A 21,810-nucleotide genomic window follows, 5' to 3' on the forward strand; every position below is an offset into this window, starting at 1 on the left:
GCGACTCCACAATAACATTTCTCTAACTAGCGATAAGAACTACTGTGTAATAATCTCTCTTGCGTGAATGGAATATCAGCACAGAGACATAATGGATGCAGCCTATAATACTTTCTCTTTTTACCTATTTATTCACCATTTGGCGGAAACCGCCGCCACTTATCAGTCTAAATTTGGCTGCATTAGTCATTATATTGGGAGTTTTTCCCTTATTATTTCTTGCAGAGCTTCCTCAACAAAAAGTTATTCAATACCTGGTTATCATTGCATTTTGCTTGTTATTTTTTCCTAATAAAATTATACGACTAATATCATTAGGATTATGGGCGTTTATTTTCGGATGTTGGCATGGCCATCATATATTGGCACAAGTCACTTATTTCAGCGAAACGTCCCGTACTGCAATCGTTATGATTGATAGTGTATCATTGGAAAATAATACGAAGGAGGATGATAAAAAGGCACGTTATCGTATTAGGTTGATTGAGAGTAATGGGAAATATATTATTCCTGCCTTATATGCGTCAGTATTATGGAACTCTCAAGAGTTGCTATGTGCTGGTCAGAAATGGCAGGTGAAAATGAAACTCAGGCCTGTTCATGCTCAATTAAATCATGGTAGTTTTGATAGCCAACGATATTCACTTTCTATTCGCCAGCCATTGAATGGAAAAATTATTGAGGCAAAACCACTCGATAAAAACTGTAACCTTCGGCAATATTTCATTAATAAGTTATTATCAAACATTCAGCCGTTAAAACAGGCGGGTATTGCATTAGCACTCTCGTTTGGTGAAAGGGCGTGGTTGGATAAATCCACTCGCTTGCTATTGCAGCAGACAGGTATTGCCCATCTGATGGCCATTTCAGGGCTGCATATTGCAATGGCCAGTTTATTTGGCTGGAGTTTTGCAAGAATGGCGCAATTTTTCTTTCCTGCAAAATGGATTGGGTTTCGCTTTCCATTGATCATGGGCTGGTTAACCGCAATGCTGTATGGATGGTTGTCTGGTTGGGGAATTCCAGCTGTTCGGGCAATATTGGGGCTAACCTTGTGGATTTATTTACGATGTAAAAGCAGGCTTTGTTTTTCATGGCAATGGGCTTTATGGAGTGCTGCACTTATTTTATTTTTCGATCCTTTGGCAATACTTTCTGACAGTTTCTGGCTCTCATTTACTGCGGTGATGGCACTGTTATTTTGGTTTTATTGGATGCCTTTGCCAGGAAAAATACATCAGGGTTGGCAATGGTCATGGCTGCGCGGGCTGCATATGCAGTTGGGCATGTTGTTAATGTTGTTGCCGTTGCAGCTTTTGTTATTTCAGAGCGTTAATATTGCATCATTGGTGGCTAATTTATGGGCTGTTCCGATTATCTCTTTTTTATCTGTTCCACTGGTTATGTTGGGGATAGTTTGTATCTTTCTTCCGGTTATCCAACCATTTTTATGGCAGCTTGTTGATTACAGCGTTTTATTTGCTTTGGCACCCTTACCTATCTTGGCGCATTCATGGTTTGAAACAGGGCACTATCCTATTGTCACTACGTTAGTAGGCTGGTTTTTTGTTGTGATTTGGCGCTTAGGTTGGTGGAGATCTTATAAATGGTTGTTGGGAATTTGCATTGGAATTATTGCGTGTTATTCCAAGCGTCCCAATGATTTTCAATGGCGTTTTTCAATGCTGGATGTGGGGCATGGATTAGCTGTGGTCATTGATAAGGGAGGAAAAGCGATTGTTTTTGATACAGGCAATCGTTGGGAAACGGGCAGCATGGCAGAAAAAGTTATTGGACCTTATTTACGTTGGCATCGGTTAACACCAGAGCAAATAATCCTGAGCCATGATCATTTGGATCATACGGGAGGAATGGAATATCTACTTGAAAAATATCCCGATAGCCAAATTAGAAGCCCTTCATTGAATCAGGCTCATTTACCTTGTGTCCGTGGTGAGCGGTGGACATGGCAGGGGTTACATTTTGCAGTTCTTTGGCCACCAGAAAAGACGGCTATAGTTGGCAATGATCAATCTTGCGTGATCCGTATTGATGACGGTAAGTACAGTCTATTATTAACAGGAGATTTGGAAAAGCGGGGTGAATACCGCTTATTGGAGCTTGAAAAGAATCATCTGCATACAACAATATTACAAGTACCTCATCATGGGAGTAACACCTCTTCTACTTCGGTATTTATACGCAGAGTTATGCCTCAATATGCTTTGGCTTCAGTGGCTCGCTATAGCCCGTGGAGACTGCCTTCTGTGAAAGTGAAACAACGCTATAAAAATGCTGACATTGAGTGGCATAGCACAGCAGTTTCTGGTCAGATAACCGGCTATTTTTATCGCGATGACATTAAATTAAAAGGTTATCGACAACAAATAGTATCACGATGGTATCATCAGTGGTTTGGTATTCGTGGCGATCATGAGTAGAATGATTCGCTATTTCTTTTGGTTTTGGTAACTCAATAATGAATGATAAAGACCTTTCTACCTGGCAGACCTTTCGCCGATTGTGGCCGATCATCACCCCTTTTAAAATCGGCCTGATGGTCTCGGCGGTTGCGTTAGTCCTTAATGCTGCCGGTGATACATTGATGCTTTCTTTGTTGAAACCTTTGCTTGATGAGGGTTTTGGCAAGGCAGACATTAGCGTATTGAAGTGGATGCCACTGGTTGTTATCGGATTGATGTTGTTGCGTGGCATATCTGGTTTTGTATCGAGTTATTGTCTCTCTTGGGTATCAGGCAAAGTGGTCATGCAGATGCGTCGGCGTCTGTTCAATCATATGATGGGAATGCCTGTTTCTTTCTTTGACCAGCAATCCACGGGAACCTTGCTTTCCCGTATTACATACGATTCAGAACAGGTTGCTTCTTCTTCTTCCGGTGCATTAGTGACAGTTGTTAGGGAAGGGGCATCAATTATTGGCCTGTTTATACTGATGTTCTATTACAGTTGGGAACTCTCCCTTATTTTGATTGTAATTGCGCCGATAGTTGCGGGGGTTATTCGTCTTGTTTCCGTGCGTTTTCGTAATATCAGTAAAAATATGCAGAGCAGCATGGGGATGGTGACAACCAGTGCTGAACAGATGCTGAAAGGGCATAAAGAAGTTTTAATTTTTGGTGGTCAAAAAGTTGAAACTGAACGCTTTAACAAAGTCAGCAATCATATGCGCCAGCAGGGTATGAAGATGGTTTCTGCTGATTCCATTTCAGATCCGATTATCCAGATTATTGCTTCTTTTGCACTGGCATTTATCCTGTATGCGGCCAGTTTCCCTGAAATTATGGGCGCCTTAACCGCAGGGAAAATCACTGTTGTGTTTTCATCTATGATTGCCTTAATGCGTCCATTGAAATCTCTGACTAACGTTAATGCCCAATTCCAACGGGGTATGGCTGCATGCCAGACCTTATTTACTATCCTGGATATGGAGCAGGAAAAAGACGAAGGTAAATTGGAAATCAAAAAAGCAAAAGGCAACATTGAATTCCGTAATGTTACTTTCTGTTATCCAACCAAGGATCATCCGGCATTGAAAAATATTTCAATGACGATCCCAGCGGGAAAGACGATTGCATTGGTTGGGCGCTCAGGATCAGGTAAATCGACAATTGCCAATCTCCTGACGCGTTTTTATGACATAAATGAAGGTGAGATAGTCTTAGACGGTCATGACCTGCGTGAATATACCCTGGCTTCACTGCGTAACCAAATCGCGTTGGTATCGCAAAATGTCCATCTATTTAATGATACGGTTGCCAATAACATTGCTTACGCCAGCGAAGGATGCTTTAGCCGTGAAGAGATAGAACGGGCGGCAGAAATGGCTTATGCAATGGACTTTATCAAAAAGTTAGATAACGGACTTGATACCATGATTGGTGAAAATGGCGTCTTGCTCTCTGGGGGACAGCGTCAACGTATTGCAATTGCTCGTGCTTTATTGCGTGATTCTCCGATCTTAATTTTGGATGAAGCAACTTCTGCATTGGATACGGAATCTGAACGTGCAATTCAGGCTGCATTAGATGAATTACAGAAAAACAGAACTTCATTGGTCATCGCTCACCGTCTTTCTACTATTGAAAATGCCGATGAAATTATCGTTATTGAAGATGGAAATATCATAGAAAGGGGTAATCATGCGACTCTGTTGCAACATGATGGTGCATATGCGCAGCTACATAGGATGCAATTTGGCCAATGATTGAACGCATATGGTCAGGCCGCTCATGGCTTTACATCATATTATTACCATTATCAGCCCTTTATGGGCTGGTAAGCAGCTTGCGTCGTTTAAGTTATAAACTAGGATTGAGTCGCTCCTGGAAAGCACCGGTGCCTGTTGTTGTTGTTGGTAATTTGACGGCAGGAGGAAATGGTAAAACTCCGGTTGTCATTTGGCTGGTTGAACAGTTGCAGCAAAAAGGCTATCAGGTTGGTGTTGTTTCGCGTGGTTATGGCGGGAAGTCGGAACATTACCCGCTACTCCTTACCGATGAAGTGGCGACGGCACAAGCGGGAGACGAACCTGTTTTAATTCGTCGTCGTACTGGTGCACCTGTTGCGGTGGCACCAAAGCGAGCCGAAGCCATTCAGGCATTATTGGCACATACTCCAGTGGATATCATAATTACTGACGATGGCCTCCAGCATTATGCTTTGCAGCGAGATTATGAGATTGTAGTGATTGATGGAGCTCGTCGTTTTGGCAATGGTTGCTGGTTGCCTGCCGGTCCTATGAGAGAATTGGCAGGACGCTTGAATAGTGTTAATACCATCATCGTTAATGGTGGAATACCAGAAGCCGGTGAATTACCCATGACCCTCAAAGGCAATTTGGTAGTTAATTTGCTGACTGGGGAAACACGAAAAGTCACTGATATTCCCAATGGCATTGCGATGGCTGGGATTGGTCATCCCCCGCGTTTTTTTGCAACATTGCAGCAATTAGGGGCTAATTTACAGAAAACACACGCTTTTGCTGATCATCAGGCGTACGAAAAATCTCAATTATTGGCTCTGGCAAATAGTGATCAAAATTTATTGATGACAGAAAAAGATGCGGTTAAATGTTTCCAATTTGCGCAACCTAACTGGTGGTATTTACCTGTACACGCTGAATTTCCAGAGGAAAAAGGGCAAAAGATATTGGATGATATCTGTAACTTACTTCCAGAATTAAATACTCGCCAATAATATTGGACTATTCTCACCATACTAAAAAATAAGAGAAATTAAACAAAGCAACAAAGTTAACGGTGATACATTGCTTGTGGTATTCTGAGCCACATCAAATTTAGGACCCGTTACTTGGGGGATATATGGATCACCGTTTACTCGAAATCATTGCTTGTCCGCTATGTCACGGCAAGCTCAGTTATGATAAAGAAAACTTTGAACTGATTTGCAAGTTTGATCGTCTCGCTTTTCCCTTCCGTGATGGCATCCCTGTGTTGTTAGAGAATGAAGCACGTGTCTTGCCTACAGAGGAAAATCAATAACCCATGTTTACCGTTATCATTCCGGCCCGTTTTTCCTCAACCCGTTTACCTGGAAAACCATTGGCTGATATTCATGGTAAACCGATGGTTTTGCGTGTAATGGAACGGGCTGTCCGTTCTGGTGCTGATCGGGTTATTGTGGCGACAGATAATCAAGAAGTTTTTGATGCAGTGACTGCCGTAGGCGGTGAGGCTTGCATGACACGCGAAAGTCACCATTCAGGTACAGAGCGTTTGGCTGAGGTTATCGATAAATACCAATTTGCTGATGATGAAATTATTGTGAATGTTCAGGGTGATGAACCTCTTATCCCTGAACAGATCATCAAGCAGGTGGCTGATAATTTGGCTAGCAGTAATGCAGGGATGGCAACGCTTGCCGTGCAGATCCAAGATGCGGAAGAGGCATTTAATCCTAATGCTGTCAAAGTTGTAATGGATTCGCAAGGTTATGCCCTCTATTTTTCTCGCGCAACTATCCCGTGGGAGCGTGATCGTTTTGTGCAATCAACAGAGACTATTGGGGACCACTTCCTGCGCCATATTGGAATTTATGCGTATCGGGCAGGGTTTATTCGACGCTATATTCAGTGGGAACCAAGTCCATTGGAAAGTATCGAAATGCTCGAACAATTAAGGGTGCTTTGGTACGGTGAAAAAATTCATGTTGCAAAAGCATTGCAAGCGCCTGGTGCAGGTGTTGATACACCAGAAGATCTGGAAACCGTCAGAAAAGTTTTTGCTACGCTCTGATTTTCTTGTCTGATATGACGATCTATTGGGTATGATTTAAAAGAGAATGCGGTAACGTTAATACCGCATTCTCTTTTCATTACGTTTCACTTCCAATGCTGGTGTTATTTCTCATTAGCTTTTTGCTGAAGCTCCTCTGAGCTTTCAATGCTCATATCCTGACTTACAGGTTTAATAGCCTGCCAGATGCGCCCTAATGTCTCATACCAGGCACGCTCAGTGTGTGATAGATAGTAGGAAGAAGGAAGATATTTTTCCCACAAATATAAAGGCGTTGTGACAGCCAACTGATTGGCAGGGCCTGCAATTGGATGCAGACCTCGTTGTGCAAAAAACTTGAGAGATCTTTCCATATGATTGGCAGAAGTGACAAGAATGAAAGGTTGTTGTCCGACGACTTTTTCAACTTCAGCCGCTTCTTCTTCTGTATCCAAGGGTTTTTTTAATGCTATGGTATCTTCTACAGGAATTCCCAGAGATTGTGCTACCATAGCAGCAATTTTGGCACTACTAATGGCATTTACGCCTTTACCACCAGTAAAAATCATTTTAGCACCAGGATTGAGATGATATAACCGAATCCCTTCCGTCACTCTGGGCAAGCTATTATTGATAAGGTTAGCGCTGGGAGCCCATTGGGGGTTATAAGTAAAACCGCCTCCAAGAACCACAATATATTTTACGGGAGTTATAGGTGTTGTGTCTGGTTCATAGCGCTGAACATATTTTCCTTCGACAGGGAGTAAGAGTTTATCCGCGATAGGCTGTAAACTAAATAAAAGTAATGCCAACCAACTGAATGATAAAATGGTTTTCCCTGTTTTTTGCCAGCGGGTGAACCATAGTAATAACAGGGCTACAAAAGAGACGATAATAATCAGCGGTAAGGGCATTAATAGTGAGCCGATATATTTTTTTAGCAAAAATAACATTGATTGGCCTTGGGTTGGTTAAATTACAATCGCGCAATGGCGAATTTAAGGCTAAAAGTAGTTAATTAAATGGTTATTGTGCCAAAATAATAGTAGTAAAAATAGCGGTAGATAGCATAACTACTCAATAGATAAATTAAACTTAGCTTATAAGTGGGGCGGCTTTTCATGCGGGATCGCAATTTCGATGATATTGCAGACAAATTTTCGCGTAATATTTACGGCACAACCAAAGGTAAAATCAGGCAGGCCGTTGTCTGGCAGGATATTAACGAATTGCTGAATCATTTACCTCAACGTCCTTTGCGCATTTTAGATGCGGGGGGAGGTGAAGGTAATATGGCTTGCCAGTTGGCTGAATTGGGACATCAGATCATACTTTGTGATCTCTCAAAAGAGATGATCCAGAGAGCGGAACATAACGCCGAAGAGCGGGGTGTTCTCGATCAGATGCAATTTATCCAAAGCCCGGTACAGGAAATTCACCAGCATATTGAACAGCCCGTTGATCTGATTTTATTTCATGCTGTATTGGAGTGGATCACCGACCAAAAAGAGGCAATAGAAACATTGAAAGAGATAATAACGCCTGGTGGTGCACTTTCATTAATGTTTTATAATGCTAATGGGCTGGTCATGCGTAACGCCATCTTGGGTAACTTTCATTTGGCGACACCTAATATCCAGCGTCGTCGGAAACGTTCTCTATCGCCACAAAATCCATTAATACCGGAACAGGTATATCAATGGCTAGCTGAACTTAAGATGGAAATAACAGGTAAAACAGGCGTGAGAGTTTTTCACGATTACCTGCAAAGTCGTCAATTACAAGACACAGATTTTCCAGCGTTGCTTGAACTTGAACAGCGTTATTGCAGGCAGGAGCCCTATATTAGCCTGGGGCGTTATATTCATGTGATGGCGCGCAAGCCTACCTTAAAGAGCGAATTATGAGTGAATATTCCCAGACGGTTCCTGAACTTGTGTCCTGGGCCAGAAAAAATGATTTTTCAATTTCGTTGCCACCAGAACGCTTGGCTTTTCTGCTGGCTATTGCCGTATTAAACAGTGAACGGCTTGATGGTGAAATGAGTGAAGGGGAGCTGGTGGATGCCTTTCGTGAAGTGTGTAAAGGTTTTGAGCAGACTTCGGAAGCGGTATCTGTCAGGGCGAATAATGCCATTAACGATATGGTTCGCCAGAAGTTACTTAACCGTTTTACCAGTGAATTGGCGGATGGCAATGCCATTTATCGCCTGACTCCGTTGGGAATTGGTATCAGTGATTATTATATACGCCAGCGTGAATTCTCCACGTTGCGTCTTTCTATGCAGTTATCCATCGTTGCTAACGAATTGCACCGAGCGGCAGAGGCAGCCGAAGAAGGTGGTGATGAATTACATTGGCACCGCAATGTTTTTGCCCCTCTCAAATATTCTGTAGCTGAAATTTTCGACAGCATCGATATGTCCCAGCGCTTGATGGATGAACAGCAAAACAGCGTAAAAACCGATATTGCTGCACTGCTCAATCAGGATTGGCAGGCCGCTATCGCTAATTGCGAACAACTGCTGTCTGAAACCTCCGGCACACTACGAGAACTTCAGGATACGTTAGAAGCTGCGGGCGATAAATTGCAGGCTAATCTATTACGTATCCAGGCCGCGAATATGGACGGCGGCGGCTCTGAATTGGTGGATAGACTGGTTTTTGACTTACAAAGCAAATTGGATCGCATTATTAGTTGGGGGCAACAAACCATTGATCTGTGGATAGGTTATGACCGCCACGTTCACAAATTTATCCGAACCGCCATTGATATGGATAAAAATCGCATTTTTGCCCAGCGCCTTCGTCAATCCATTCAACACTATTTTGACAGCCCGTGGGCACTGACTGTCGCTAATGCAGAACGTTTTCTGGATATGCGTGACGAAGAACTGACTCTGCGCAATGAAGAGGTAATGGGAGAATTACCGCCAGAAATGGAATACGAAGAGTTTAGTGAAATCAATGAACAATTAGCTGAAATGGTAGAGCAGGCGCTGGCGGTTTACCAACAGGCAAAACTTCCTCTGGATTTGGGGGCTGTACTGCGCGACTACCTTGTCCAGTATCCACGTAAACGCCATTTTGATGTGGCACGTATCTTGGTGGATCAAGCAGTAAGGTTGGGCGTTGCAGAAGCGGATTTCTCTGGTTTGCCAGCGGAATGGTTAGCGATTAATGATTTCGGAGCCAAGGTACAGGCACATGTCATCGACACATATTGAACAATTTATGCCAGTGAAACTGGCTCAGGCATTATCCAATACACTTTTCCCTGAATTAGACAGCCAACTGCGATCCGGGCGTCATATTAGTCTGGATGATCTTGATAATCATGCTTTTTTGATGGACTTTCAGGAAGAATTGGAAACGTTTTATGCGCGTTATAACGTCGAGTTAATCCGTGCACCAGAAGGTTTTTTCTACCTGCGCCCCCGTTCGTCGACACTGATCCCGCGCTCTGTGCTGTCTGAATTGGATATGATGGTGGGTAAAATTTTGTGCTACCTCTACCTTAGCCCAGAGCGCCTGTCCAATCAGGGAATATTTACCTTTCAGGAATTGTACGAAGAATTACTGTCATTGGCAGATGAAAATAAGCTAGTGAAATTAGTGAACCAACGTTCGACTGGTTCAGATCTGGACAAACAGAAATTGCAGGAAAAAGCGCGCACTGCCTTAAACCGTTTACGCCGTCTGGGTATGGTTTATTTCCTGCAAAACGACAGCAATAAATTTACGATTACCGAAGCGGTATTTCGCTTCGGTGCAGATGTACGCAGCGGTGATGATCCACGCGAGGCACAATTACGGATGATCCGTGATGGGGAGGCCATGCCAGTAGAAGGCGAAACATCGCAGGAAGATAATGAACATGAAGAAGCATCGGGGCATTCAGCAGAAGGTGCGGAGGATGAGCAGTCATGATTGAACGTGGTAAATTTCGCTCACTGACGTTAATTAATTGGAACGGTTTTTTTGCCAGAACGTTTGATCTTGACGAACTTGTGACGACCTTATCCGGCGGTAACGGGGCAGGTAAATCAACTACAATGGCGGCTTTTGTGACCGCATTAATCCCTGATTTAACATTGCTCCATTTCCGTAATACGACAGAAGCGGGAGCAACTTCGGGTTCACGCGATAAAGGGTTGCACGGTAAGTTGCGGGCAGGTGTTTGCTATTCTACGCTGGATGTTGTTAATTCTCGCCATCAACGCATCATCACCGGAGTCCGTTTACAACAAGTGGCAGGACGTGATCGAAAAGTTGATATTAAACCATTTATGATTCAGGGAGTTCCTGCGTCGATTCAGCCAACGCAGTTATTGACTGACAATATCAACGAACGTCAGGCGCGGGTTCTGCCGTTAAATGAACTAAAGGAACGCCTTGATGAGATGGAAGGCGTTCAGTTCAAACAATTTAACTCGATTACCGATTACCACGCCCTGATGTTTGATTTGGGCGTGATCCCAAAACGTTTGCGTTCAGCGAGTGACCGCAGCAAGTTTTATCGCCTGATAGAAGCGTCATTATATGGCGGAATTTCCAGTGCGATTACCCGTTCATTGCGTGATTACTTGTTACCGGAAAACAGTGGCGTCAGAAAAGCATTTCAGGATATGGAAGCCGCATTGCGTGAAAACCGCATTACGCTGGAAGCTATCCGTGTTACCCAATCCGACCGTGATCTTTTCAAGCACCTTATCACAGAAGCTACAGCCTATGTGTCTGCTGACTATATGCGTCATGCCAACGAACGCCGCGTTCATCTGGATGAAGCACTGGCTTTGCGCAGTGAACTATTTGGCAGCCGTCGTCAACTGATCGCCGAACAATATCGCCATGTTGAAATGGCGAGAGAACTGGCAGAACAAAGCGGTGCATCTTCTGATTTAGAAATGGATTATCAGGCTGCCAGTGATCACCTGAATCTGGTTCAAACGGCGATGCGTCAGCAGGAAAAAATCGATCGCTACCAATCTGATATTGAAGAGCTGACCTACCGACTGGAAGAACAGGGTGAAGTTGTCGAAGAGGCGAGAGATCTTCAGACGGAATATGAAGCCACATTTGAAGCAGCAGAACAAGAAGTTGATGAACTGAAAAGCCAGCTTGCTGACTATCAACAAGCTTTGGATGTACAGCAAACTCGCGCTATTCAATATCAGCAAGCATTGCAAGCGTTGGCGCGTGCCCGTGAATTTTGCCAGCTTCCTGATCTGTCGATAGAAAATGCCGGTGGGTGGCAGGAAAACTATCAGGCCAAAGCGCAACAAGCGACAGAGACGCTGCTGGCACTGGAACAGAAATTGAGCGTCGCTGACGCAGCGCATAGTCAGTTTGAGCAGGCTTACCAACTGGTAAAAAGCATCGTTAGTGAAGTGAGCCGTAGTGAAGCATGGCAAGTCGCTCGTGAAGCATTGCGTGAATGGTCATCCCAGCGTCATCTGGCTGAGCGCGTCCAACCTTTGCGTATCCAGTTGGCTGAGCTAGAACAACGCCTGAACAGTCAGCAAAATGCAGAACGTTTGCTGGAAGAGTTCTGTAAGCGTCATAACCAGCAATATCAGGCAGAAGACTTGGAGGCGTTACGGGGTGAACTGGAAGCTCAGTTGGAAGAATTGAGCCTGGGTGCCAATGAAAGCGGTGAACGTCGTATTCAAATACGTCAGGAATTTGAACAACTCAAGCAAAAAATTCAAGGGCTGACAGCACGGGCACCAGTGTGGTTGGCGGCACAGGAAGCCTTGGATCAGCTTAGTGAACAATGCAATGAAACATTCGAAAGTAGTCACGATGTGACTGAATATATGCAGCAATTGCTTGAACAAGAGCGTGAAATTACGGTTGAGCGCGATGATATTGCTGCACAGAAACGTGAACTGGAAAAACAGATTGAGCGTCTGAACCAACCCAGTGGTGCCGAAGATAGCCGATTGCTTGCATTGGCAGAGCGTTTTGGTGGTGTTTTGTTGTCTGAGATTTATGACGACATTACCATTGATGACGCGCCTTATTTCTCCGCCCTGTATGGCCCCGCGCGTCACGCAATTGTCGTGCCTGATCTTTCACTGGTTCGTCCACATCTGGAAGCATTGGAAGATTGCCCGGAAGATCTCTATTTAATTGAGGGCGATCCACAGTCTTTTGACGATAGCGTATTCGATTTTGAAGAGCAGGAAAACGCAGTTCTGGTGAAATCATCCGATCGCCAATGGCGTTATTCCCGTTATCCTGAAGTTCCGCTATTTGGACGGGCAGCAAGAGAAAGTCGTCTGGAAGCACTCAGTCTTGAGCGTGATACGCTGGCAGAGCGTTACGCGACACTTTCGTTTGATGTGCAGAAAGTGCAGCGTGCGCACCAGGCTTTCAGCCGTTTTGTGGGTAAACACCTTTCTGTTGCGTTTGATGATGATCCAGAAGCAGAAATTCGTCGCCTGAGTCAGCGTCGTACCGAATTGGAGCGTGAGTTATCGCAATTTGAAACCCAGGCTCAGCAGCATCAGCAGAAACTGGTTCAGGTGAAAGAGAGCCTGTCACTATTGAATCGCCTGATTCCACAAATGACGATTTTGTTGGATGAAACCGTGCTTGATCGCGTGGAAACGGTCCGTGAAGAAATGAGTGAGGCTCAGGAAGCTGCGCGTTTCCTGCAACAACACGGTAATGCTTTGGTTAAACTTGAACCATTGGTTTCGGTCTTGCAAAGTGATCCACAGCAATATGAGCAGTTGCAGAAGGATTATGAGGCCGCGAAACACAGCCAGAATAAGGCTAAACAACAAGCCTTTGCCTTGACGGAAGTTGTGCAACGTCGTGCGCATTTCAGCTATAGCGACTCTGCCGGTATGCTTAACGAAAATGCCGACCTGAACGACAAACTGCGCCAACGCCTTGAACACGCAGAATCTGATCGTAGCCGTGCGCGTGAGCAATTGCGTCAGCAGCAAGCACAATGTGCACAATTCAATCAAGTATTGGCATCACTGAAAAGTTCTTATGACACTAAGCAAGATATGTTGAAAGAACTTGAGCAGGAGTTGAAAGATATCGGTGTCCAGGCAGATGCCAACGCCGAAAATCGTGCCCGTGAACGCCGTGATCAGCTTCACGCCGCTGTGAATGCTAACCGTTCCCGCATTAATCAGCTTGAGAAACAGATCGCGTTCTGTGAGGCAGAAATGGAAAACCTCCAGAAAAAACTGCGTAAATCTGAGCGGGATTATTACCAGAAGCGTGAACAAGTAGCCTCTTCTAAGGCAGGCTGGTGTGCAGTTATGCGTATGGTGAAAGACAATGGTGTTGAACGTCGCTTACATCGTCGCGAACTGGCTTATATGGATGGTGATGAGCTGCGTTCAATGTCGGATAAGGCGCTGGGGGCATTGCGTCTGGCTGTGGCCGATAATGAACACCTACGCGATGCGTTGCGTTTATCCGAAGATCCGAAGCGTCCTGAGCGTAAGATCCAATTTTTCGTGGCGGTTTACCAGCATCTGCGTGAACGTATCCGGCAGGATATTATTCGTACGGATGATCCGGTCGATGCCATTGAACAGATGGAAATTGAATTGGGGCGCTTGACGGAAGAATTAACCGCTCGTGAGCAGAAACTGGCGATCAGTTCCAAAAGTGTGGCGAATATCATTCGCAAAACCATTCAACGTGAACAGAACCGCATTCGTATGCTGAACCAAGGGTTGCAGGCAGTTTCTTTTGGGCAGGTTGGTGGTGTGCGCCTGAATGTAAATGTGCGTGAAAGTCATTCCCTCTTGTTGGATGTGCTTTCTGAGCAGCAGGAACAGCATCAGGATCTGTTCAACAGCCAGCGCCTGACCTTCTCAGAAGCGATGGCGAAGCTTTATCAGCGCCTTAACCCACAAATCGATATAGGGCAGCGTCTGCCTCAAACCATTGGTGAAGAGTTGCTGGATTACCGCAATTACCTTGAGCTGGAAGTTGAAGTTAACCGAGGTTCGGATGGCTGGCTAAAAGCGGAAAGTGGGGCACTTTCTACCGGGGAAGCGATTGGTACGGGGATGTCCATTTTGGTCATGGTTGTACAGAGCTGGGAAGAGGAATCACGTCGTCTGCGTGGTAAAGATATTTCACCATGCCGACTGCTGTTCCTTGATGAAGCTGCCCGATTAGATGCGAAATCCATTGCAACGCTGTTTGAGTTATGTGAACGCTTACATATGCAGTTAATTATTGCTGCGCCGGAAAATATCAGCCCCGAAAAAGGGACAACGTATAAACTGGTACGTAAGATTTTCAATAACCAAGAACATGTACATGTTGTTGGGCTGCGTGGTTTTGGGCAAGATATTCCGGTGACTGGGCAGTCACAAACACAGGCACAGCCTATATTGCAAGAATAACTTCATCATTGAATGATCTTTTTCTAAGAAAGGGGCACATTATGCCCCTTTCTTAATTGAGATAGAACCCATTTGGATATTTGTCTCCTTGTGCGGTATGTCTCGTTTTGATGTGATGATACAGTTTACTATTTCGTACCGTTACTACTAATGTGAATAAGGAATGACAATGCGTAAAGCAACACTGATGTTCAGTGCGATTGTGCTCGCTTTTGGTTTGAACAGCATGGCACAAGCAAAAATGTTTATGCCTGAGCAAGTTGATTCAGGCGTTTCTGCGGCAGATTTGGCTCAACGTCATGCTGTGCATTGGGTATCTGTAGCGCAGATCAAACGAAGTCTGCAAAACCAACCCGCAATGGCGGTAGGTTTTGATATCGATGATACCGTACTGTTTTCAAGTCCAGGTTTTTATCGTGGTAAATTGGAGTACTCGCCTAATGACAATAGTTATCTGAAAAACCCGGCATTTTGGGAAAAAATGAATAATGAATGGGATAAATTCAGTATGCCAAAAAAGATCGGTATTGAATTGGTTCAGATGCATTTGAAGCGGGGCGATGATATTTATTTCATTACTGCTCGTACAACAACTAAAACAGAAACGGTGACCAAATACTTACAGGAAGATTTACATATTCCAGCCGATAAAATGAATGCCGTTATTTTCGCGGGTGATGAACCAGGTAAAAATAACAAAATCAGTTGGATGAGAGAGCATAAATTGAAGATTTATTATGGCGATGCAGATACTGATATTGCCGCTGCTCGTGCATTGAATATCCGTGGTATTCGTATCTTGAGAGCATCAAATTCTTCTTATCAGCCCCTGCCTAAAGCGGGTCGGTTTGGAGAAGAAGTTGTCATTAATTCTGAGTATTAATCTTAAAATTCAACACAATATACTCTGATTAAAGGCACTAAAGGTGCCTTTTCCTTTTTTTAAGCCATTATAATTTAAATTATTATGAAGAATATTTCATTTTTCCTGGTAAGAGAAAATCTGCTTGAGTAAGCTCCCTATCTTAAGTAGTAATTATGTATATAATTAGCAGTATCCTTTTCTGATAAAATAGGTCTGTTAATAATTATAATAAGTCATTGGATAGCTGCATACATAATAAGGTGAGGTGGGCTCTTATGGTGAAGAACACGGTCAGGTTACTGAAAGTTTCTTTTATCTGTAGCACATTGGCGGTATCAGAAGGAACTTTTGCAAATCAACAAAATGGACTGTCATCAAGTGGTATGCAACAATTACTAACAGAGCAAAAAAAAGAAGGTTCTGTTATTTTAATTGATAAGATAATTCCTGTTTCTCCGGTGAATTCTATTGATGAAAATCGAAAACAGTTACAAAATTGGTTGCCACAACAAGTAAAACCGATATTCCTTGATCGTTTGGCAAATTTATATGCTAACAATAAAATGCAATCATTGTGGTCAGATAAAAAAACTATTAAGCAATTTGAAGATCAATTAGTTGAAATGTCGCTAGCTGGTTTTCAACCTCAATTTGAAAAATGGTTGATACAACTTCATAATCCTGAATTAAGTGAAATGGGGCGTGATATTATCTTATCTGATGCTATGTTAGGTTATCTCCATTTTATTAATAATGTTGATAAGAAAGGGAGTTCATGGTTATATAGTAAATCTCCTTATAAGATTGAATTACCCTCATCTCATTTAATTGATACATGGCAACAGCATATCAATAATGATAGTGCTTTTTTTTATATTACGAGTTTATCACCGAATCATCCTATGTATGAAAATATGCGTAAGGAGATGTTGGCACAATTAGCTGATCAACGGCCATGGACAGAGTTTTCATTTAAAGGAACTTTAAGGCCAGGACAAAGTAGTGAAAGTGTTATTGCATTAAGGAAAATATTGGCTCTTTCAGGGATATTGGATTTATCTGCTGCCAAATCCGGTAATAGGATATATGATAAAGAATTAACAGCGGCTGTAAAAAATTTTCAAGCCCAGCACGGATTGTCAGCCGATGGAGTTATCGGTAAATCCACTAAAGCATGGTTAAATACGACCCCACAAACCCGTGCTCGAATTATGGCATTGAATATCCAACGATTACGGATTATTCCCAGGGATATTCCTACAGGTATTTTAGTTAATATTCCTAATTACTCACTTTTCTATTATTTAGATGGAAAAGAAGTATTGAGTTCTAAAGTCGTTGTTGGACGGCCCAGCCGAAAAACACCTATTATGAGTAGTGAATTAAATAATGTGGTGATTAATCCTCCGTGGAATGTACCCACCAGCATGACTCGAAAAGATATTGCACCAAGGGCGATGCGTGACTCAAGTTATTTTCGTACGCGTGGTTATACGGTATTTTCCAGTTGGAGCAATGACGCCAAAGTTATCGATCCTTCATCGATTAACTGGAGCGTAATAACATCGAATAATTTCCCTTATCGTATTAGGCAAGCACCAGGCCCCACTAATTCATTGGGGCGTTTTAAATTCAATATGCCAAATTCAGAAGCTATTTATTTGCATGATACACCTAATCAGGCTTCTTTCAGCCGGGAAATGCGGGCTATTAGTTCTGGTTGCGTACGTGTCAATAAGGCGCCTGAATTGGCTAATATGCTGTTGGGAAACGCAGGTTGGGATAAAACTAAAGTTAATAGTTCATTGAAAACATGGTCAACAAAATATGTCAATATTCCCAAAAGAATTCCTGTGTTCCTCTATTACCAAACAGCATGGATTGATGAGGGAGGGAAACCACAATACCGAGATGATATCTATGATTATGATGTGAATGCAAGGCAGCATTCAGAGTCATTTTCCAAGATCTTGGTAGCCAGAAACGATTTATAATTTCTTCCGTTACTAATTAAGACTCAAAGAAATAAAATTGGCGTTGATATCTATATTGTAAACAGAGAAGGAAATAATGTTTTCTTCTCTGTTATCTTCTATTACTCATTATTTTAAAAAGTGTTTTTTACTATGACTTGCTCTTAATGAGCTGTTTTGTTATTGATTACAATTTTAATATGATTTTAATTATGTTAAGTAGATCACAATAATAAAGCGGTAAATTTACAGTAAAATACAAAAATACTTGAAACTATTTTTTATTTTCTGATGTCTTATTAGTTGATTAAGTTGAGTTATAAATTCATTTAGACAGTATTAATATATTAAAGAATAGCAGGGCATATCATGAATAACATTGACCACGATCGCCGAAAGTGGCTCGGTATAAGTGTGGCCTCATTGGGATTAAGTTTATTACCTCAATCGGTTTTGGCTGCATTAACAACGCCATGTCCTCGATTTTTACGTTTTGATAATCTGCATACCGGAGAAACACTCAAAGCCGAATTCTCTGATGGTTATCGGTATAATAAATCAGAATTAGCCCGCCTGAATTATCTATTCCGCGATTTTCGGCAAAATAAGGTTAAAACCATTGACCCCAAATTATTTGATCAAATTTATTTATTGCAAATGATGATGGGAATAAATAAGCCTGTCCAATTAATTTCTGGTTATCGTTCCCTGGCGACAAATAATATGTTGCGTCATGCCAGTGGTGGGGTGGCAAAACATAGTTACCATACCCGTGGGCAAGCAATGGATTTCCACATTGATGGTGTTCAGCTCGCACATATTCGTAAGGTGGCACTGAAAATGCGGGCAGGAGGGGTAGGGTTTTATCCAAAGAGTAATTTTATTCATATTGATACAGGCCCGGTCAGGACGTGGTAATCTTATTACCAACAATGAGTCTTGATTGTGGAGTGAAACAATATAATGAAATACCACATTATCCCCGTTACGATGGCGATGCAAAATTGCACATTGATTTGGTGTGAAGAAACTCAGGAAGCGGCGATTGTTGATCCTGGCGGTAATGCTGAACAACTTATCGCTGAGATAGAGCGCCGTGGGTTGAAAATCACCCAAATTTTGCTGACACATGGTCACTATGATCATGTAGGTGCTACTGTCGAAGTCGCGAAGCATTTTGGGGTGCCTGTTTACGGGCCACATAAGGGAGATGCTTTTTGGATAGAAGGCTTGGAAATTCAATGCCAAATGTTTGGTGTTGAACCATGCCCCTCTTTTACTCCAGATCGTTGGCTAGATGAAGGGGATACACTAAAAATTGGCAGTATTGAGTTATCCGTTTTGCACTGCCCAGGGCATACACCGGGACATATTATCCTTGCTAACCACACTGATAAAATCATTTCAATGGGAGATGTATTGTTTAAGGGCAGTATTGGCCGCACGGATTTTCCGGGCGGAAATTATGATGTATTGATTCAATCTATTAAGGAAAAAGTATTGCCATTGGGGGACGAATATCAATTCATACCCGGTCACGGTCCAATGTCAACATTAGGATATGAGCGGAAAACCAATCCATTCTTACAGGATTAATCGCAAACGTTTTTCTTGCCGTAAGATAATGTGAAGAAGATAAAAGCCGCTTTGTCAGCGGCTTTTGAGAAACTCAGATGAGATTAAAGTATTGCAACGATAGCTTCACACAGAGGAACCATATTCTCCAATGTCAGACCCGCTACGTTGATACGGCCAGAGCTAACCGCGTAAATACCATACTCTTCACGCAGGCGATCGACTTGTTCTTTAGTCAATCCGCTGAATGAGAACATACCATTTTGAGCGCTAATAAAACTAAAGTCTTGTTTCGCACCTTTTTCTTGTAAGGTGTTTACAAATAGTTGGCGCATACGCTGAATGCGTTCGCGCATTGTTGCCAATTCCTGAACCCACTCAGCTTTCAGTTCATCATTGGACAAAATGGTGGTAACAACGGAAGCACCGTGTGCCGGTGGGTTGGAGTAGTTGGTACGCACAATAGATTTTGCCTGGCTGAATGCTTTCTCTGCGGTATCGCTGTCCGTTGCAACGATAGTGCAAGCACCAACACGTTCATTGTACAAACCAAAGTTTTTGGAATAAGAGCTGGCAACGATTAACTCTTTGTGGTTTCTGGTAAAGATACGCAGACCTTCGGCATCTTCATCCAATCCTTTGGCAAAACCTTGGTAAGCAAAGTCGAATACGGGCAACCAGCCATTTGCAGCAGATAAATCTGCCAGTTTCTGCCACTGTTCAGCAGTTGGGTCGATGCCAGTTGGGTTATGGCAACAACCATGCAGAAGAACAACATCACCTGCTTGTGCTTCAGATAAGCTTGCCAGCATACCATCGAAATCCAAGGCATGATTTTCTGCATCGTAATAGTTGTATTCGCAGATCTCCAAGCCAGCACTGAAGAAAACGCCTTTATGATTTGGCCAAGTTGGATTGCTGATCCAAACACGTGTTGCATTGGTCTGTTTAGCGATAAAGTCAGCCGCAATACGTAATGCGCCGGTTCCGCCTGGGCTTTGTACAGTACGGGCGCGTTTGTCAGTGATGATAGGGCTGGTTTTACCGAAAAGCAGTTCCTGAGTAACACGACCAAATTCAGGTAACCCACTAATTGCCAGATAATTTTTGGTGGTTTCGTTTTCCAGCAGGAACTTCTCTGCTTTTTTAACGGTAGTCAGAACAGGGGTTTTACCTGTTTCATCTTTGTAGACGCCGATACCCAAGTTAATTTTATTTTCACGGGGATCTGCTTTAAAGCTATCCGCTAAACCAAGAATCGGGTCGGCAGGTGCTGCTGTGATTTTTTCAAACATTTTTTTGATTCCAAGACTCGGAGAGTTAAGCCCAAAATAAGTTATACGCCGCTCAGGGTAACCTTAAGGGATCCATTTGCCAACTACTTGTAGCAAAAAGAATAAAATCTTGTGAAGTAGTTTACGAAGTGAAAAAAAGAGCCTGAAAAAACAAAGAAGTAAAACGTAAAAAGCAGCGCCGAAGCGCTGCTTTTCTGAGATAGACTGATTAGTTTTTCGCTAAACAGTTTATCAACAGTAATTAGAACTGATAAGTCAGGCCAACACCGAATACGTTACGAGCGCCTGTATCTGTTCCTTCGTTTTTGTCCAGCAGGTTGATTTTGTAATCAACATAAGTAGACAGGTTTTTGTTAAAGTAGTAGTAAGTACCTACAGAAACATATTTAACCAGATCAGCGCTGTAGTGTTTTTCACCTTCACCCAGCTCTTTGCCTTTAGACTGAACATAAGCCAGAGATGGTTTCAGACCGAAATCAGAGAACAGGTATTGTGCAACCAATTCGATATTCTGAGTTTTATTAGCAATACCTTCCGCTTTAGCGCCATCAAACAACGCTGAACCAGAGGTCATGTTACGGGTTTCGCCGTACATTGCTGCCAGGTATACATTGTTAGCATCGTATTTAGCACCGATGTTCCATGCTTCAGCACGTTTGCCTTTAGCATAGGTATCATTCCACTGACCATTTGCGCGAGTAGAGTTAGCGTAAGAAGCACCAACAGTGATACCGTAACCTACGTTATAAGTAGTCGCCAAACCGTAGCCATCGCCATTTGCTGTAGCGCCACTACGTTTATTTTTGGTGCTCTCGCTGTTTTGGCCTTGGTATTGCAGAGCAAAGTTCAGACCGTCAACCAGACCGAAGAAATCAGTGTTGCGGTAAGTCAACAGACCAGTAGCACGGCTAGTCATGTAGTTATCAGTTTTAGCCATGGAGTCGCCACCGAAGATTGGCAGTACGTCAGTCCATGCGGTGATGTCATAGTTTACGCCGTAGTTACGGCCGTAATCCAGTGAACCGTAGTTAGCGAATTTCAAACCAGCGAAAGCCAGACGGGTAGAGGTTTCTTGTTTGCCTTCTTCAGTGTGAGCTTTCAGATTGTATTCCCAACGACCAAAACCAGTCAGTTGATCATTGATCTGAGTTTCGCCTTTGATGCCGATACGTGCATAAGAAGCATCACCGTCTTCACCGCTTCTTTTATCAGCGATTTGGTGACGAACGTCTACTTTACCGTACAGATCCAGTTTATTGCCGTCTTTGTTAAAAATTTCAGCCGCGTTTGCTGTACCAGCAGCCAACAGAGCTGGAATTACCACTGCAAGAATATTGCGTTTCATTATTATTACCCTCATTGGTGTTATTTAGACACCTGCCACTGCCAGAAATAGAACACTAAAAAATTTTGGAACTATTTGTGGGTATCGAGTGTCTTATTAGTCGGCAACCAGTTT

16 protein-coding genes are annotated in these 21,810 nt (G+C 43.0%); 13 read left to right on the forward strand and 3 right to left on the reverse strand.

What is annotated here, in order from left to right; genetic code table 11:
• The first annotated feature begins 95 nt into the window (after positions 1-95).
• From Xets_RS07765 to kdsB, 5 genes are all read left to right on the forward strand, one after another.
• A complete protein-coding gene (locus Xets_RS07765; protein ID WP_187651396.1) occupies positions 96-2,441 on the forward strand; it encodes a ComEC family protein in 2,346 nt (781 codons plus the stop codon).
• A gap of 35 nt (positions 2,442-2,476) precedes the next feature.
• Positions 2,477-4,225, forward strand: a complete 1,749-nt coding sequence (gene msbA, locus Xets_RS07770; protein WP_099133263.1) for a lipid A ABC transporter ATP-binding protein/permease MsbA — start codon at positions 2,477-2,479, stop codon at positions 4,223-4,225.
• Positions 4,222-5,217: a tetraacyldisaccharide 4'-kinase gene (gene lpxK, locus Xets_RS07775; protein WP_187651397.1), complete on the forward strand. Its 996-nt coding sequence runs from the start codon at positions 4,222-4,224 to the stop codon at positions 5,215-5,217. The genes msbA and lpxK overlap by 4 nt, the downstream gene beginning before the upstream one ends.
• Positions 5,218-5,342: 125 nt before the next feature.
• The gene (locus Xets_RS07780) at positions 5,343-5,522 is read left to right on the forward strand and encodes a Trm112 family protein (protein WP_099133267.1); all 180 of its coding nucleotides are present in this window, start codon (positions 5,343-5,345) and stop codon (positions 5,520-5,522) included.
• A 3-nt stretch (positions 5,523-5,525) separates the two neighbouring features.
• Entirely contained in the window at positions 5,526-6,275 is a 750-nt protein-coding gene (gene kdsB / locus Xets_RS07785) for a 3-deoxy-manno-octulosonate cytidylyltransferase (protein ID WP_099133268.1), read from the forward strand.
• Positions 6,276-6,379: 104 nt separating this feature from the next.
• On the opposite strand, the gene elyC is transcribed toward kdsB, so the two are convergent.
• Positions 6,380-7,207: an envelope biogenesis factor ElyC gene (gene elyC / locus Xets_RS07790; protein WP_099133270.1), complete on the reverse strand. Its 828-nt coding sequence runs from the start codon at positions 7,205-7,207 to the stop codon at positions 6,380-6,382.
• Between the two features lie 168 nt (positions 7,208-7,375).
• Between elyC and cmoM the strand changes: the two genes are divergently transcribed.
• From cmoM to Xets_RS07830, 8 genes are all read left to right on the forward strand, one after another.
• Positions 7,376-8,161, forward strand: coding sequence for a tRNA uridine 5-oxyacetic acid(34) methyltransferase CmoM (gene cmoM / locus Xets_RS07795; RefSeq protein ID WP_099133272.1), 786 nt, complete (start codon positions 7,376-7,378; stop codon positions 8,159-8,161).
• Positions 8,158-9,480 (forward strand): chromosome partition protein MukF, encoded by a 1,323-nt coding sequence (mukF, locus tag Xets_RS07800; protein ID WP_187651398.1) that lies wholly within the window; start codon positions 8,158-8,160, stop codon positions 9,478-9,480. Before cmoM ends, mukF begins: the two co-directional genes overlap by 4 nt.
• A complete protein-coding gene (gene mukE / locus Xets_RS07805; RefSeq protein WP_099133275.1) occupies positions 9,461-10,183 on the forward strand; it encodes a chromosome partition protein MukE in 723 nt (240 codons plus the stop codon). The genes mukF and mukE overlap by 20 nt, the downstream gene beginning before the upstream one ends.
• Positions 10,180-14,643, forward strand: coding sequence for a chromosome partition protein MukB (gene mukB / locus Xets_RS07810; RefSeq protein WP_187651399.1), 4,464 nt, complete (start codon positions 10,180-10,182; stop codon positions 14,641-14,643). Before mukE ends, mukB begins: the two co-directional genes overlap by 4 nt.
• Positions 14,644-14,812: 169 nt before the next feature.
• Positions 14,813-15,526 (forward strand): acid phosphatase AphA, encoded by a 714-nt coding sequence (aphA, locus tag Xets_RS07815; protein ID WP_187651400.1) that lies wholly within the window; start codon positions 14,813-14,815, stop codon positions 15,524-15,526.
• Positions 15,527-15,783: 257 nt separating this feature from the next.
• Complete coding sequence (gene ldtD / locus Xets_RS07820; RefSeq protein ID WP_187651401.1) at positions 15,784-17,502, forward strand: L,D-transpeptidase; 1,719 nt, start codon at positions 15,784-15,786, stop codon at positions 17,500-17,502.
• A 348-nt stretch (positions 17,503-17,850) separates the two neighbouring features.
• Entirely contained in the window at positions 17,851-18,399 is a 549-nt protein-coding gene (locus tag Xets_RS07825) for a YcbK family protein (protein WP_099133282.1), read from the forward strand.
• Between the two features lie 45 nt (positions 18,400-18,444).
• Complete coding sequence (locus Xets_RS07830) at positions 18,445-19,077, forward strand: MBL fold metallo-hydrolase (protein ID WP_099133284.1); 633 nt, start codon at positions 18,445-18,447, stop codon at positions 19,075-19,077.
• An 83-nt stretch (positions 19,078-19,160) separates the two neighbouring features.
• Here the strand turns inward: Xets_RS07830 and Xets_RS07835 are convergent, their stop codons facing one another.
• Both Xets_RS07835 and Xets_RS07840 read right to left on the reverse strand, forming a co-directional pair.
• Entirely contained in the window at positions 19,161-20,351 is a 1,191-nt protein-coding gene (locus Xets_RS07835; protein WP_099133286.1) for an amino acid aminotransferase, read from the reverse strand.
• 241 nt (positions 20,352-20,592) lie between these two features.
• Complete coding sequence (locus tag Xets_RS07840; RefSeq protein WP_187651402.1) at positions 20,593-21,696, reverse strand: porin; 1,104 nt, start codon at positions 21,694-21,696, stop codon at positions 20,593-20,595.
• Positions 21,697-21,810 lie beyond the last annotated feature (114 nt).

It is taken from the genome of Xenorhabdus sp. TS4, from assembly GCF_014467265.1.
Classification (GTDB): Bacteria; Pseudomonadota; Gammaproteobacteria; order Enterobacterales; family Enterobacteriaceae; genus Xenorhabdus; species Xenorhabdus ehlersii.